The sequence below is a fragment of the Variovorax sp. J31P207 genome (assembly GCF_030316965.1).
Taxonomy (GTDB): domain Bacteria; phylum Pseudomonadota; class Gammaproteobacteria; order Burkholderiales; family Burkholderiaceae_C; genus Variovorax; species Variovorax ginsengisoli_B.
This window is the reverse complement of the sequence record NZ_JASZYN010000027.1, coordinates 24,260-39,275: the sequence shown is the minus strand read 5'-3', so window position 1 is coordinate 39,275 and position 15,016 is coordinate 24,260. Positions and strand designations below refer to the sequence as shown.

Genomic DNA, 15,016 nt, shown 5'->3' with positions numbered 1-15,016 from the left:
AATTCGGCCCAGCAGCAGCAGGCGGCGGTCACGCAGCAAAAGCAGGCTTCGTTTGCCAAGGCTCGCGCCGCATGCCTAGAGGGTCGTGGCTACACTGTCAAGTAAGGCGGGAGGCATTCGACCAGCCATTGGCTGCTGTGACGGGGAGCGCAAACGGCGCCGACTAGCTCAACCGGCGCCGCAGCGCGCTTCTTCTTAGTCACCGCAGAAAGCTGAAGCTCGCAGGCCAGCAAATCTGCAACAACGCCTTCGAATTCGGAACACGCGCCTCCATTGCTCGAGACGGATCGCTCGAAAGCAGACTTTGCCGTAAGTCGGCTCGTGGCCGGGACTACCTGTTCGAAAAACCTGCCGATAGCAGCCGGCCCTTGGCCAACAGCGCGATCATGCGAAGGCCAGCGAGCGCGGCCGCGAACCGGTACTCGCGGCCATGAGCCGGCAGCCGCGCTCCCGCCAGCTACCACCTGCTTCGGTTGGATTGCCGACGTCTCAAGGGATGTGCCTCCAGGCGACCGACGAGCTTCGGCCTAGAATTGTGGCGTTCCTTTCACTACTTCTCGTAGGCTGAGCGGTGACTCACGCAGCAAACTCCTCCGCGTTGGAACGAGACTATCCAACCGAGTCTGTGCACATCATTGAGCCGTTCGGGTTGGGCGGTGGGCCTGATCTGTTGGCCCGTGCCCTTGCCCCGAGGCTTTCCGAGTTGTGGGGCCAACCTGTGAGAGTGCAGAACTCCCCAGGTGCCGGAGCTACCGCGGGCCCCGCGCAGGTCGCGAACGCGCCCCCCGACGGTTACACGCTGCTCATCAACACCAGCGCTCAGGCATACAGTGCGGCGTTCTTGAAAAACCTCCCATATGACCCGTTGAAGGATTTCATCCCGGTGGCTCCGCTCACGAGCCAGCCCTATGTGCTCGTCGCCGGCAGGCCGGCGGGCATCACTACCGTGCGCGAGCTCATTGCCGCGGCGAAGGCGAAGCCGGGCGAGCTCAAGTTTGGCTCCACTGGCCCCGGCACTGGCACGCACCTGGGCGTCGTGAAGCTCAACCTCATAGCCGGCATGAAAGCCGTGGACGTGCCTCCCCAGCCGACGGATGCGATCGCCGACATCATCGCCCGCACGATCGAAGGGCACACCACGTATGTGATGGCGCCCATCTCTATCACCCTGCCCCAAATCCGAGCCGGTAATCTTCTTCCACTGGCTGTGACTACCGCGCGGCGCTCCACCTTGCTTCCGGAGGTGCCGACGCTCGCTGAGACCGGTATTGTCGGATTCGACTTCCCGATTTGGTATGGGATGTGGGTCCGGGCCGGCACTGCGACCGGAGTGGTTGACAAGCTTTCGGAGGATATAGGGTGCGTGCTCGCCATGCCGGATCTGCGAGGCTGGATCACGAAGCACGGAGGCGAGGCGATGGTCATGACGCAGCCCGAGTTCGCGCGCTTTGTACAAAGCGAGAGTGAAGGCGCGGTGGGACTTATAAAAAGCGCATGGGGATGAAGCCCTGATAACCCAGAGTTTGGGGCCTGGAACGCCAGTTCGCGACATTCGGAAGCAGTCTCTAACGCGCGCCTTCGGCCTGGTCGCCCCCTGCCGTCCCCGATCCGCGCTGGCGAAATCGTCCACGGTCAAGTTCCAAAGTAGACCGGCCGCTCGTCAAAAAAAAGGCCAAGGTCGGATTTCGTCGAGCGCCGTCATTCGGCAGCCAAATTCAAAGGACAGCAGACTGAGATGAGCTTGCAGGTTCTGGCCTATAACCTGCAGCGAGCGATCAAAATCGTTGGTGCGGCGAGGCTCATCTCCGAGATGAAAGCTTAGGGCGGTAGCCCCGCTCGTCGTCCGCAGTCTTGAAGAGGCGTTCGCAACCGCTGAGCAAGTTCAAGGCGGTCTGGACTGGCCCTCGACGCCCGCCACCCGGATGCAATTGCCCTCCGCAGGAGGGCAGACGGCTGGGGGTCTTGCGCTCACACTGTTTCGCCTGAGTTGATACACGATCGAAGGAGAGAATCTATGAAAAAGATTCTGTTGGGTTCGGGCGGCCGATGCCTCGTGTGCTCGCTGCTGATGGCACTCTCCATCGCATCCTGCGGCGGTGGAGGCGGCGAGTCGTCAGGCTTCGCGGCATCCACGCCGTCGACATCGTCCGTGAAGCCCTCGGCTGCCGCGTCGGAATCGACAACATCTGTTGCGGCGGCATCCGATGCGAAAGATCCTCGCGTCGAGGCGGTGGTCGTTGGCAATAGGAAGTCGGACGCTGGCAATGAAAAGCTGGCGCTGGTAACCCTTCGGGTTCTTTCGAGTGCACCGCAGTGGGTCTCGGGTGGAGATGCGCGCATCGAGGTGCAAGCGCCCAGGATCCTGCACGACAAGGTGGAGATCTGGATCAATGGCGTGAAGACTACGCCGGCACCGCCGCTGATCTCCAGCGGATGGGGGCTGGAAGGCGTTGTCACCGGCTTCAAGGACGGGGACAACACGCTCCAGGTCCGTTTCGCGCACGGCCTGATCGTCGCAGCGTCGATGCACCTCACCAATTACCCCATCGAGGGTCCTATGTTTTCGGGGCCTCACCAGGCCCCCTTCGTTTGCACGACGAACATGTTCGGGCTGCAACCGAAGGTCGACTCGGCTGCTTCGCCTGGATACGCTGTGCTCGACGCAGGCGGCGCCATCGCCGGCTACAGCCGCGACTGCTCCATCGACAGCTTCATTTCTTATTGGTATCGAGCGGCAGACAACACCTGGAAACCGCTGCCACCGAGTGACGCGGCGCCGACCGACATGACCCAGGTGACGCTGCCCGACAAACGCACCGTGGACTTCATCGTGCGCCGCGAAGTCGGCACCATCAACCGCTTCCTGTACAGCTTCGCAATGCTGGCGCCGCGTGGAGAGGATCCGGCGCACCCGGACACCAGTCTATGGAACGGCCGCCTCAACTACTACTTCAATGGCGGTGTCGGGATCGGGCATTCGCAAGGATCCGTGAGCGATCGTTCGCTCGAACCAGAAATGCTCAAGCGGGGCTACGCCATCGCGCACTCCAGCGGCAACAACACCGGCACCCACTACAACCTGCAGTTGGCCGACGAGACCGCGATGATGACCAAGGAGCGCTTCATCGAACGCTATGGCGTGCCGACCTACACCGTGGGGCTGGGCGGATCCGGGGGCGCCATCGCGCAGTACATCCTGGCGCAGAACCATCCCGGCGTTCTGAACGCCCTGCTGCCCGTTCAGTCCTTCCCCGACATGGTGTCGCAGGTGACCCACGTCGGCGACTGCGAACTGCTCGAGTACTACATGGACGTGATTGACCGAAACAATGTGCGCTGGAGCGATGTCAAGAATCGAACGCTGCTGGTGGGCATGAACGGCGAGCCGTCGGTGGCCGACCCGATGGCACCGTACAAGCAGGCCCTCGGCCTGGCCGGTCCGAGCATGACCACCGGCTCAACCGAGTGCGTGAAAGGCTGGCGCGGGCTGTTCCCGCTGGTGATGAACCCGTGGTACGGGCAAGCACCCAACGCGGTGTTCTACGTGCCGCAGGGCGACGTCGCCCCCATCAACACCAACCAGTGGACGCACTTCGGCGACGCGCGCAACATCTACGGCCTCGGTGACGACGGCTACGCGCGCCATACCTGGGACAACGTCGGCGTGCAGTACGGCTTGAAGTCGATGAAGGCAGGCAATGTCACGCCGGCGGAGTTTCTCGACCTCAACTTCAAGGTGGGCGGCTGGGTTCAGCCCAAGGACATGCTGCAGGAGGGCTTCCCGTTCTATCCCGGCATCACGAACACCGATCTCAGAAACAACCCTTCGCTGTTCGACCCCTGGAGCCGGCGCAACATGGCACGCCCCCTTTCCGACGATCTGCCTGCACCGCGAACCGAAGGCAACCTTGGGGCCATGCAGGCGGCCTACGTTTCCGGCCTCGTCTTCAGCGGCAACGATCTGCTGCCGACCATCGACAACCGCCAGTACCTGGAACGCGAAGTCAACATGCATGACGCGCACCAGTCCTTCGCGGTGCGCAAGCGCGTGCTGCAGAAGACGGGGACCAGCGACAACCTGGTGATCTGGTTCACCGACACCAGGCCGGGCGTGCCGCAGGTGGACAAGAACTTCGCGGCGGTCGACGTCATGGACCAGTGGATGGCCAACATCCTCGCGCATCCGCACCTGGGCGTCGCAAGGAACCGGCCGGCTGCTGCTGTGGACAGCTGCTTCGATGTCAACGGCAATCTGTTGTTTTCCGGGCCCGACGTCTGGGACGGGATTCTCGACGACAAGCCGAAGGGCGCCTGCACGCAAGCATTCCCCCTGTTCGGCACTTCGCGAATCGTCGCCGGCGCGCCGTTCGAAGGAGGGGTCTACAAGTGCGCGCTGAAGAGCGTGGACACGGCGCTGGCTGACGGCACCTATGGACCGTGGATTCCAGATGACGCCTCTGTTGCGAAGCTCAAGCAGATCTTCCCGCAGGGCGTGTGCGACTACAGCCGGCCGGATCAAGGACGGCCGTCGCAGTGAAGAACGTTTCGGTCATGGTCATCGTCGGCGTAGGGGACATGGGATTGGCTTGCGCGCGCCGTATCGGGGCGGGCCAGCGACTACTGCTGCCCGACTGCGACGCCGGCGTGCTGGCATCGGCTGCGGCGACCTTGCGCGACGCCGGCTATGACGTTCTGACGCAGGCGGTGGATGTCGCAGATGCGCAGTCCGTCAGCGCGCTTGCCGCAGCGGCGCGAGCGGCCGGCCGGTTGCGAGCACTGATTCAGACGGCCGGGCTGTCTCCGACGATGGCGCCGCCTGAGCGCATCTACGCCGTGGACCTGTTCGGTGCCGCACTTGTCATGGATGCCTTCCTGCCCTTGGCACAGGAGGGCAGCGTCGCCGCCATCATCGCGAGCGCAGCGCCCCAGATCATGCCGACGCCGGTGGAACTGGAACGACAACTCGCCACCGCGCCAAGCGGCGCGCTTCTCGCGGTTGTAGGTACGCTGCACAAGGACGATGCCTACGGCGCCTACGCGGTGTCTAAACGTGGCAATCAACTGCGCGTCGAAGCAGTCGCCGGCGCCTGGGGCGAGCGCGGGGCACGCATCGTTTCGATCAGCCCCGGACTCATCCACACCGGCATGGGCATGCAGGAGGAAAAAGCCAACCCCCAACTCGCAGCGCCCAGGGCCGCAGTGCCCATGAAACGCGTCCGCCGGAGGACATTGCCGCGGCTGTCGCATGGCTCATCGGGCCGAATGCGAGCTATATGTCCGGCGTCGACCTGCGCATCGACGGGAGCGTGGTGTCACGCGTCAAGTGGGCGTCCCCGTGATTGCACGCGAGCGTCATGGGCGGCTGAGCTTGCGCAAGGCCTCTTCTCGGGTGTGCACGTCGAGCTTGCGATAGACGCGGTCCGCATAGTCCTTCGCCGTTGCAAGGCTGATGTGGAGCTGTGCCGCGATGGCCGCGAACGAATGGTTCCGCGCCAGCAGCAGGCACAGTTCCTTCTGCTTGTCAGAGAGCCCTTCGGCCTGCATGTTGCGCATCATCAGCAAGACCAATGGCTCCTGCAGTTGAACGGTGACGCCGATCATGGCACTTGCGGAGTCCGAGACGGGATCGAGCCAATGCGCGCGGAATATGAAGCGGCCCAGGGGACTGTCGAACTGGGCCACGGGGGGGGCCGCATCGCGCCCCTGCGAAATCAGCACGAGGTTGGCGAAAACCTTCAGGACCGCCGGAGGCACATGCGCTGCGCCCTTGCCATTGCCTCCCTCCGCAGGCGCGCCGGGATGAGCCGCCAGCAGGAGGATCTCGCGAGCCCGGGCACTGATGTAGGCGACCTCCGCTCTCTGGGTCAGGATCACGAGGCCCTTCTGGCCGCTGTCCGCAAGCTCGGCCGCGAAGTGGTCTACATCAGGTGTGTCGGGTGGGTGCATGGCATGCGCGAGGTAGGGAAGTGATTGCCGGAGGATGTTCTTTTCCACCGAGCTAAATTCAGGCTGCCGGGCTGACCGGCCCAACACCAAAGCGCCCAGTCCCTTTCCCTGCGGCGAATCGCGCACGATTCCATCGATGGCGTGATGCAACGCGTACGGGCGATAGATCAGGTGATAGGTGCTGCCGCGATAGAAGTCCCGGCTGAAGATTGGCAGCAGGTTTCCGATCGCAACGCCCCGACGCATCGTCATTTCGAAATTGAGGGCCAACGCGCGCTCCACCACACCCGCGAAGTCTTCCGCCAGCGTGGTGACGACCTCCGGAATCACGTACTCGGGCGTGAACCCGGCCAAGGCCCCGTTCTCGTCGGCCCAAAAGAATCCGTTGGTCTCCGAGGGCAGCAAATCATGCGCTGCAGCCAGCAGGCTGGGCATCACGGACTGAGGCGGCAGGCCAAGGCAGCACAGACGCCGGAAGTGGGCGATGGACGACATCCGTTTCATCTCACCTCCTTTCCGTTCATCAAAAGTGCATGCAATTTGCCCTCCGGCGGAGGGCAGATTCGCGAGGACTCGCCGTTCATAGTGATTCGACGGGGACAGAGGGACTGCAGCGTCGGCGACAGGTGTGATTCTGGAACCTTCGAAGGGCCAGGCCGCAAGCTGTTTGGATCGGTTGCTTCTGTTGCGGCAATGGCCTTGACAGACAGCGTTCGCCGCCAGGTGGATCGCGATCCGGCCCAAACGGATGAAAAAGGAAAAGCTCATGAAAGCGAAATTTGAAGGATTGAGCCAGCGGCGCCTTGCGGCATCGCTGCTCATGGCGCTGTCGATCGCATCCTGCGGCGGGGGCGGATCATCCGGATCGACACCCGTCGCGGCACCCGTCACGGCGGTGTCGACGGAAGCGAAGCCCGACGCGGCTGCCATCAGCGCAGAGGCGCGGGACGCCGCTGCCAGAGTCTCCGCCGGCGGCGGCCAGAACGAGAAGGCGGTGAGTGCCGCGCTTGCATCGTTGCAGGCGTTCAGGGCGGACCGCATCCAGCAAGTCGTCGTCTTCGGAGACAGCCTGAGCGATGTGGGGACCTACAAGGTCGGGTCCATTGCACAAGTCGGCGGGGGCAAGTTCACGACGAATCCCGGGCCTGTGTGGCCCGAGACCGTGAGTCTGCTGCTCGGCACTTCCGTCAAACCGTTCCGTCAGGGCTTCGGCGGTGCATCGCAGATCTCCGTGCCGCTGGCCACCGGCTTTGCAATGGGCGGCGCGCGGGTGTCACAGAAACCCGGCTTCGGCTGCAATCCAGATCCGAGCGGCAATTGCACTGCAGCGCTGACGATTCTGGTCGCCCAGCAGATCACCGACTTTCTCACTTACTTCGGACCCTTCCAGCGCAAGGAGATGGTGTTTGTCTTCGCTGGCTCGAACGATTTTTTCTTTGAAAATGGGCCCTCCCCTGCCCTCCACCTGCGCCCATCGTCCGGCGGGTGCGCAGCAGCGATAGCCGTCCTTCCCTGTCGCTCGTGAACTCACGCTGTGATGCCGAGTGCGGTCATTCAGGCGTCGCGAGCACCTCAGAATCTACGACCGGTCCCAAGGCATTACGGACATCGCCCGAACTGCCCCCTCACCGACTTCGCCAACCCGGCTACGAAGCCAGATCGAACGGCCCCTTTTCACGTCGCCGGAGTGGTAGTTCGGACCCATGGCCCGGTCACCTTCGTTCGCTCGAAGTCAGCTTCACGCTGCGGATTCAACCGGTCGATGCAACGATTTGGCTGAACATCTCAGCCGGTGTGTGGAAGTCCAGGGTCTTCCTTGGTCGCTCGTTCAATTGTCTTGCAACGGCATTCAGCTTGGCTTGTGAATGGTTCGAGAGATCGATCCCTTTAGGGAAGTACTGCCTGAGCAAGCCATTCGTGTTCTCGTTGGTTCCGCGCTGCCAAGGATTGTGCGGATCGCAGAAGTAGACTTGGATGTCGGTCGCCAGGGTGAATCGCTTGTGAGCCGCCATCTCCTTGCCTCGATCCCAGGTCAGCGATTTGTACAACTCCTGCGGCAGCTTGCGAGCGTTCTTGATCAGCGCATTGACGACGGTTTCGGTGTCCGTGCCCCCAAGTTTCACCAGCATCACGTAGCGAGTTTGACGCTCGACCAGGGTGGCAATCTGGCTGCTCGTGCCCCCGAACAGCAGGTCGCCTTCCCAATGACCAGGCACCGCCCGATCTTCCACCGTGGCCGGGCGCTCGCTGATCGATACGGTGTCAAGGATTCTTCCGTGGCTATCGGTCTTCTGCGTGTGATGGCGCGAGCGGCGCATGACACGCGTGCGCCGCAGATGCTGCAGCAGTTCCTTCTTCAAGGCCCCACGGGCTTGGATAAAGAGGCTGCGATAGATGGTCTCGTGTGACACCTGGAAATCCTCGTCGCCAGGATAACTATGCTTGAGCCACCCCGCGATTTGCTCGGGCGCCCACAGCGATTGGAGCTTGGCAGCCACGATGCGCGCCAAGGCTCTGTTCCTTGCCAGTTTGCATCTCTTGGGACGGTGCCCGCGGTCCCATGTCGCTTGGTCGGCCTGAGCAGCCCGGTAGCCCTCGCGACCACCGTTGCGCTTGATCTCCCGGCTAACAGTCGATGGCGCTCGCCCGAGGATGCTGGCGATCGCTCGAATCGAGAAGCCGGCCACCACAGCACGTGAGATCTCCTCGCGCTCGGACAGAGTCAGCGCCAAGCAAGACCGGCACCGCTTTGGCGGCGGTATGCCGCCTGTTCGCGACAGAATCCCTTCGACCGACGAATGCGATCGATCGAACAACTGGGCTATCTGTTGAAGGCTGTCGCCTGCTTTCCAGCGCTCCCACATCAGGGCCCTCTGGGTGTCCGTGTAGTAGGTCCGCGTTCGATACTTCATCTGCAACACTCCTTCTGCTTACGCAGTTTCTAGTGTGTTGCATCGACCGGTTGAATCCGCAGCCGAAAGCGGGCGTCTGCCCATGCGCATGAACCCGAGGTGTCGAGCCGCGCATTTTGTGCATAACTTTGCACCACAGTCATGGCGCAGTTGCACGGACGACGCTGCCAGCACAAATGAAGTTGCCGCCTCCGAGGTGATGGATCGTTTGCAGCGCAGCGTTGCTATCGTCGAACATCCAATGACCGTTCCGGAAGATCCGCGCATCGGCTGCTGCGCCAACTACGTCGGCAAAGCAGGTGTCGTAGGCATCTTCGCTGTGCCGCTCAGGAATCAATCGACATTCGAGCCAGGCCGAGCAACCGGAAGGCAAAACCGGGAGTTTTAGTAATGAACTGGTCTCCGTGTGGATGGCGAAGTGTTCAAATTTGTCCATGGTTCGACCGCTTGTGCTGCCCACCGCGTGAGTGAGGTCGACGAGCGCACTGCCGGGCAAGCAGATGGCAAAGGTGCCGCTGGCTGCAATCAGCTCGCGGGTGAATGTGTGCTTGTCGATGACCACGGCAATGCGCGGGGGCGTGAACTCCACCGGCATCGACCACGCCGCGGCCATGACGTTGCGGCGGGTGCCGTCAGAACTGGTGATCAAAACCGTCGGGCCATGGTTGATCAAGCGACTGGCGTGCTCAAGAGCCACCGGTTGAAAGTTTTTTGTGTTCGACATGCGGGCGATTGGACATCAAGACAGAAAAGCTCGCCAGCCGAAGCGAATCAACAAAAAACGCATCGACAAAATCGATGCTCAGATACTATTTATATCGCTTTCGGTTATGCCAATCGCTTCGTAAAGTCTCCTCACCCTGAACCACACCACCACGAAGACACGATGACCGAAAACCACCAACGCATCCCGTTCCACCTTGCTTTTCCTGTGCGCAACATCGCAGAAGCACGCGCCTTCTATGGGGAACTGCTCGGTTGCCCCGAAGGACGGAGCGCGCCTGAGTGGGTTGACTTTGACTTTTACGGTCATCAGATTGTTGCGCATCTAGCACCCGACGAGTGCGGCCACAAGCAGAGCAGCGCCGTCGACGGCCACGATGTGCCGGTCAAGCATTTCGGCGCCATTCTGCCGATGGACAGGTGGCAAGCCATGGCCGACAAGCTGGTCGCGAACAAGACCGCGTTCGTCATCGAGCCGTACATCCGTTTCAAAGGCGAACCTGGCGAGCAAGCCACGATGTTCTTCCTGGATCCATCCGGCAACGCCATCGAAATGAAATCGTTCGCCGATCTCGGCTCGCTGTTCGCGAAGTAAGGAGACTCCAATGGGACTTCAATCATGGGTCGCCACCAGCGTTGCCACTGCCTTCCTGGCCTTCCTGGGTTCGGCGGCTGCGCAGACAGACACGCTGAAGAAGATCAAGGACTCGGGCGTTGTCACCGTCGGCGTGCGCGATGCCTCGGGCGCGATGTCGTTCACCACCGGACCCGGGAAGTACACCGGCTTCCACGTCGAAATTTGTGAGCGGATCATCGCCGACATCCAGAAGGCGACGCAACTCGAGAAGCTGGAAGTGAAGTACCAACTGGTCACACCCCAGAACCGCATTCGGCTGGTGCAGAACGGCACGGTCGACATCGAATGCGGTACGACGACCAACAACGCGGCACGTCAGAAAGACGTCGCCTTCGCCCCGACGCTTTACGTGGAAGGCGTACGCGTCGCGGTCAAGTCGGCGTCCGGCATCAAGTCGACCACCCAGTTGGCGGGCAAGACGGTGGTAGCGACCACGGGAAGCACGTCCGTACAACTGCTGAGAAGGCTCAAGAGCGATGCGACGGAGCTGACGGCCAAGGACAACAGCGAAGGCTTTCTGCTCCTGGAGAACGGCCGCGCTGACGCGTTCGTGGCAGATGGGCAGATCTTGGCGACGCTTATTTCAAAGAGCAAGGAACCGCGCAATACAAGCTGCTGGACCAGGTGCTGAGCACCGAGCCCATTGCCATCATGTTGCCGAAGGGCGATGCGGCGTTCAAGAGGCTTGTCGATCGAAGCATCGTGTCGCTGGCCAGGAGCGGTGAAGCGGCGCGCATCTACGACAAATGGTTCCTGAAGCCGATCCCGCCGCAAAACGCGATCGTGGGCCTGCCTGCGACCGAGATGACCAAGGCCGCCTGGGCGAATCCCACTGACAAACCGATGGAAGAGTACGAGACGCGCTAGGCTCGAGGGCGACGACGGTCTTTGTTCGATGAGCCACGTTGGGCGCCTGCTTTCCCGACAGCGGTCTCCGAAACCTCTGCCAAGCAGCGCGAAAAATGGGACACGATTGGCGAGCTCGTTCGGGCGCGTCGTTGGAGCAGCCCGATTTCCCTGTAGAAAGTGTGTTCACCCAACGACACCACCCGGACGCTGTCGGGCAGAGGCAGATGGGCTTCGACAAGAGGCACGAGCGCAACGCCCACGCCGTTGGCGGCAAGCTGAATGAGGCCGGAGATTTCGTCCAGCTCGATGGCCTCCTTCACCGTGACGCCTTGCCGCCGCAGGAAGCCTTCGACCATGCGACCGCCAAAAGACACGCGATCGTACCGGAGGAAGGGGCGCGACTGCAGCAACTCGCGCCAGTCCTTGCGGTTCGAACCATCCTTCCGGGCGACGAGCACAAACGGTTCGTGGGCAAGCGCCTGCCAGGTCATGTCGGGTGGCATGCCGAAGGGCGGTCGAATCATCACGGCGGCGTCGATATTTCCGGCGTCGAGATCGTCCATCAGCCGCAGAGACACGCCAGGCGCAACATGGACGCGGACCAACGGAAGCGCTTGACGGAGGTTCTTGAGCGCACGCGCGACAAACGTCGACTGCGCGGAAGCGATGGCGCCAATGCGCAAGATACCTTGCGTCGATTGTTCATTTGGCGGATCGCCAAGCTTCGCGTAGAGCGCGCAGAGGGCCTCGGCGCGTTCAAGGACGATCTGCCCGGCACTGTTCAGCGTTGCGGAGCGCCCAGTCCTGTCAAACAGGGAGAAGCCCAGGCTCTCCTCGATTCGCCGGATCTGGCTGCTCACCGCCGATTGCGTCAGGCCGATGTGCTCGCCAGCGGAAGCGAAGGTTCCATACTTGCAAACGGCTATAAGGGTCTTGAGCTCTGCAATCATGGGGAGAGCATGTCCAGGATCGATCGAAAAATCAAGAACTGAGCGGACGGCGGAATGCGAGTATTCGAGCGCTCGCTACATCGGCGCTGGCCATGCTGACGCGGTCACGCCGCAGGGCAGCCCCTGCCTGCTGGCCAAGCATGTGGCCAAGGCTGCCATGACATGCCCGTCGTTGAAGCGCAAGCGAGTAAGCCCACACGTGCTGCGCCACACGACTGCGATGGACCTGCTGCAGGAGGGAGTGGATCGATCCGTGATCGCGCTGTGGCTTGGTCACGAGTCAATCGAGACCACTCAGATGTACCTGGACGCCGACCTCGACCTGAAGAAGCGCGTTCTCGACCGCACGACGCCGCCGACGGGCCGGCCGGGCCGGTACCGGCCTGACGACAAGCTGCTGGCATTCCTGAAGGGGCTGTAGCCATCAGGACTATGTTCTGCTGTGCAGCTACTTGCAGTTCGGCAAGTGACCGCACGGCGGGACATAGTTCGGCGCGGGAGATAGTCCAGCTTGGCATGGCCAAGCAGCAACTGCACGGCGCGCAGATTCTAGGTGCGGCGGTAGACTAGCGTCGCCTTGGTTCGCCGCATTGAATGCGTGCCGTACTCGGCCGGATCAAGACCAAGCTCCTCGACCCAGCGCTCGATAATTCGAGCGTACTGCCGCGTGCCAAGATGCGTTGAAGCGTGGACGCGGCTTGGAAACAAGAAATCCTCGGCCCTCAGCCCGGATTGCTTGATCCACTTCTGCTCAGCTTCGCGCGTCACCGGCGTGATCTCAAACTGCACGAGGCGCTGGGTCTTGTGTTGCATCACTACAGCGCGAGTTGCTACCTGGTCGCCGTGGCAGACCTCCCGAACCCTAAGACTGACGAGGTCGCAGCCACGCAACTTGCTGTCGATTCCCAGATTGAAGAGGGCAAGCTCACGCACTCCGCTTTCCGTCTGGAGGCGCACTCGGAGTGCCCAGATGTCCTTGATCCGGAACGGAGCCTTCTGCCCGACGATCCTTTGTTCCACCGCTCGCGATGAGGGACGTTGAGATTGGATGCCATGATGGACTCCCATCAAGTTGAGGGCCACCCAGGATGCGCGTTCGGGAGCTCGAAGTAGTCGTTCTCGGACGACCACGCGCTGTCATGATACGCAGAGGATTCAGCCGAGGGACCGCTTCCTGGATCAGTTGCGCACACACGGCTTCGGCCAAAAGCGGAAGAGGTCGCCACCTCACGATGCGGACGCCCGCGCCGCATTGGTCCATTGGGATGGCGAAAGTCAACCAGGCGGCGGCCCTTGGATAAAGTGCAAGGGGGCCGGCATCGATCTTATTAATCCAGCGTGACGCTAGGATGTGGCGCTGGCTGTATGCGCCTAGACCAGACCGCTCAACCCGCCCCTCAAATGCACAACAGAAGCAAGACCGTTGCTCGATTCGTCGCCCTGAGCTCAACGGCGACGGCCAGTCTCGTAGCGACTTCGGTTCATGCTCGCAGACGTGGCGGGGGTGGCAGCGATGGTGAAGACACAATCCCATGGCTGACTGAGTTCATGGTCTATCTCGTTCTAGGCATGCTCGCCTTGGGTGTCCTCGGCGCGCTCTGGCGATACTTCACCCGGCTCTCCGCCGCGGACTTGGCGCGGGAGAGAAGCATGAGGCGCCTTTCCAGGCGAGAAGAAAGAGCAAGACGCCGACCGCAGCGCTAGCGCGGGACTTCCGGAAGAAATCGGCTAACCGCAGACCTCCCTCATGAGCGCCCGGTTCGCGAACACCCTAGGTCGACGGCCTCAAGAGGCGGCCACAGTCAGCCAAGACCTGTCGTGTAAAAGGGGTGGTCACCTTGTTCCGAATGCTGACCAGGACATCCCCCTTAGGCATTGCACGAATATCACTCTCACCCTTTGCAGGAGTCGACCATGGCCGAGACAACCAAGGTAAAAGGACCAGCCTCGTACTTTCCTTCCATCGAGAAGACCTACGCCAAGCCGATAGCGCATAGGATTGATATTCTTCAGAATGCCGGTCCACTGAAGCATATGGAGTTCGTCAACTTCCTGAAGGTGCAGCACCAGGTCGGACACGGGCACGCGAACGGCTTAGTCGCGGCGTTCCTCGCAAGGAAGTAGCGCGTCAAGAAAGCACGCGTCGCCATTTCTCTTTGCGTTGTAGGGGCCCCTGCTCCATTGGCACTCGGGTAAATGCGCCAGACCATGGCGGGTCCGAGGCGCGCACGTTGACTGACGCCGGATCGATGTCGGCATCCCGCACGGCGTTGGCTCACCGGTTGTGCGCCTCGGCAATGACGACGCGCTTGGCGGCGTCGACCACGAGTTGCGGGTTCGTAGCGATCAGCTCTCGGGGACGCTGGCCGCTCAGCGACGAAGCCTTCGCCTCAAACCAAGAAGCTAGACGCTCGGCCCGCCAATCGACCAGCGCCGCCATCACCTCGGCCACCGCCGGCAACGGCCGGAAGTTCTCGTCCAGCGCGTACTTTGGATACCAGTCCTTACCGTTGACGTGCAAGGCGAAGATTTGCCGCCGCTGCTTCCAACGGTTCACCGTCGCCGAGGGATTTTTCTGCCCGAGTTCGGCGAGATCTGCGATCTGAGCTGCGGTGGCCCAGTCTGTGCTCTTGAATACATTCTTTCTCGCCTCGGCTTGCATCCTAGCTCGAACGATGTCCACAGGGCGCGGCCCGGCGTCTCCGATGAATAGGCGCACCAGTTGTTCTCGCTGGACCGATTGGCACGATTCCCGCAGGGCGATCACCGGCGGCAACAACTCCTCGATGTCGTGCTCTATCTCGCTCGGGTCACAGTCGGGCGCGATCTCCCGCACCACCTGCTCGAGGTTGGCGATCTTGACCCGCAAGCGCGAAAAGGTTGCGGCGCCCTTGCCTGGGAAAGGCTGCCAGAGGGGTGCGGTGCGGGCCATACAACATACTACTGCGATGGATGAGATTGGTACGTTCCATTCACTCATCTCCTGCGATCATAGGCAG

11 protein-coding genes and 3 pseudogenes are annotated in these 15,016 nt (G+C 61.9%); 8 read left to right on the top strand and 6 right to left on the bottom strand.

The features are described from left to right. Window positions 1-571 precede the first annotated feature (571 nt). The 3 genes and pseudogenes from QTI68_RS39385 to QTI68_RS40305 all read left to right on the top strand — a co-directional run. Window positions 572-1,504 (top strand): Bug family tripartite tricarboxylate transporter substrate binding protein, encoded by a 933-nt coding sequence (locus QTI68_RS39385; RefSeq protein ID WP_353506477.1) that lies wholly within the window; start codon window positions 572-574, stop codon window positions 1,502-1,504. 525 nt (window positions 1,505-2,029) lie between these two features. Beyond that, window positions 2,030-4,537, top strand: coding sequence for a DUF6351 family protein (locus tag QTI68_RS39380; protein ID WP_286529768.1), 2,508 nt, complete (start codon window positions 2,030-2,032; stop codon window positions 4,535-4,537). Window positions 4,538-4,551: 14 nt separating this feature from the next. Then, window positions 4,552-5,157 (top strand): annotated as a pseudogene (locus QTI68_RS40305) (SDR family NAD(P)-dependent oxidoreductase); the annotation flags it as partial. A gap of 195 nt (window positions 5,158-5,352) precedes the next feature. On the opposite strand, the gene QTI68_RS39370 reads toward QTI68_RS40305, so the two are convergent. Further along, on the bottom strand, window positions 5,353-6,768 hold the full coding sequence (locus QTI68_RS39370) for a helix-turn-helix transcriptional regulator (RefSeq protein WP_286529765.1): 1,416 nt from the start codon (window positions 6,766-6,768) through the stop codon (window positions 5,353-5,355). Between QTI68_RS39370 and QTI68_RS39365 the strand changes: the two genes are divergently transcribed. Beyond that, window positions 6,713-7,471, top strand: a complete 759-nt coding sequence (locus QTI68_RS39365) for an SGNH/GDSL hydrolase family protein (RefSeq protein ID WP_286529763.1) — start codon at window positions 6,713-6,715, stop codon at window positions 7,469-7,471. The genes QTI68_RS39370 and QTI68_RS39365 overlap by 56 nt on opposite strands. A gap of 226 nt (window positions 7,472-7,697) precedes the next feature. Here QTI68_RS39365 and QTI68_RS39360 read toward each other — a convergent pair whose 3' ends face one another. Both QTI68_RS39360 and QTI68_RS39355 read right to left on the bottom strand, forming a co-directional pair. Then, complete coding sequence (locus QTI68_RS39360; RefSeq protein ID WP_286529761.1) at window positions 7,698-8,858, bottom strand: IS30 family transposase; 1,161 nt, start codon at window positions 8,856-8,858, stop codon at window positions 7,698-7,700. A gap of 139 nt (window positions 8,859-8,997) precedes the next feature. Continuing rightward, the gene (locus QTI68_RS39355; RefSeq protein ID WP_286529759.1) at window positions 8,998-9,582 is read right to left on the bottom strand and encodes a flavin reductase family protein; all 585 of its coding nucleotides are present in this window, start codon (window positions 9,580-9,582) and stop codon (window positions 8,998-9,000) included. Between the two features lie 162 nt (window positions 9,583-9,744). Here QTI68_RS39355 and QTI68_RS39350 point away from each other — a divergent pair, with 162 nt between their 5' ends. Next, window positions 9,745-10,176, top strand: a complete 432-nt coding sequence (locus QTI68_RS39350) for a VOC family protein (protein ID WP_286529758.1) — start codon at window positions 9,745-9,747, stop codon at window positions 10,174-10,176. Between the two features lie 10 nt (window positions 10,177-10,186). Next, window positions 10,187-11,085: pseudogene (locus tag QTI68_RS39345) on the top strand (amino acid ABC transporter substrate-binding protein). Here the strand turns inward: QTI68_RS39345 and QTI68_RS39340 are convergent. After that, window positions 11,082-12,017: a LysR family transcriptional regulator gene (locus QTI68_RS39340; RefSeq protein WP_286529756.1), complete on the bottom strand. Its 936-nt coding sequence runs from the start codon at window positions 12,015-12,017 to the stop codon at window positions 11,082-11,084. The pseudogene QTI68_RS39345 and the gene QTI68_RS39340 overlap by 4 nt on opposite strands. Here QTI68_RS39340 and QTI68_RS39335 point away from each other — a divergent pair. Continuing rightward, window positions 12,001-12,438: a tyrosine-type recombinase/integrase gene (locus tag QTI68_RS39335; RefSeq protein ID WP_286529755.1), complete on the top strand. Its 438-nt coding sequence runs from the start codon at window positions 12,001-12,003 to the stop codon at window positions 12,436-12,438. The two genes, QTI68_RS39340 and QTI68_RS39335, sit on opposite strands and share 17 nt — an antisense overlap. Window positions 12,439-12,569: 131 nt before the next feature. Here QTI68_RS39335 and QTI68_RS39330 read toward each other — a convergent pair. Further along, a pseudogene (locus QTI68_RS39330) lies at window positions 12,570-13,072 on the bottom strand (tyrosine-type recombinase/integrase); the annotation flags it as partial. Between the two features lie 859 nt (window positions 13,073-13,931). On the opposite strand from QTI68_RS39330, the gene QTI68_RS39325 reads away from it, so the two are divergent. After that, on the top strand, window positions 13,932-14,141 hold the full coding sequence (locus QTI68_RS39325; protein ID WP_286529753.1) for a DUF4287 domain-containing protein: 210 nt from the start codon (window positions 13,932-13,934) through the stop codon (window positions 14,139-14,141). Between the two features lie 151 nt (window positions 14,142-14,292). On the opposite strand, the gene QTI68_RS39320 is transcribed toward QTI68_RS39325, so the two are convergent. Continuing rightward, window positions 14,293-14,949, bottom strand: a complete 657-nt coding sequence (locus QTI68_RS39320) for a hypothetical protein (RefSeq protein ID WP_286529751.1) — start codon at window positions 14,947-14,949, stop codon at window positions 14,293-14,295. Window positions 14,950-15,016: the final 67 nt, after the last annotated feature.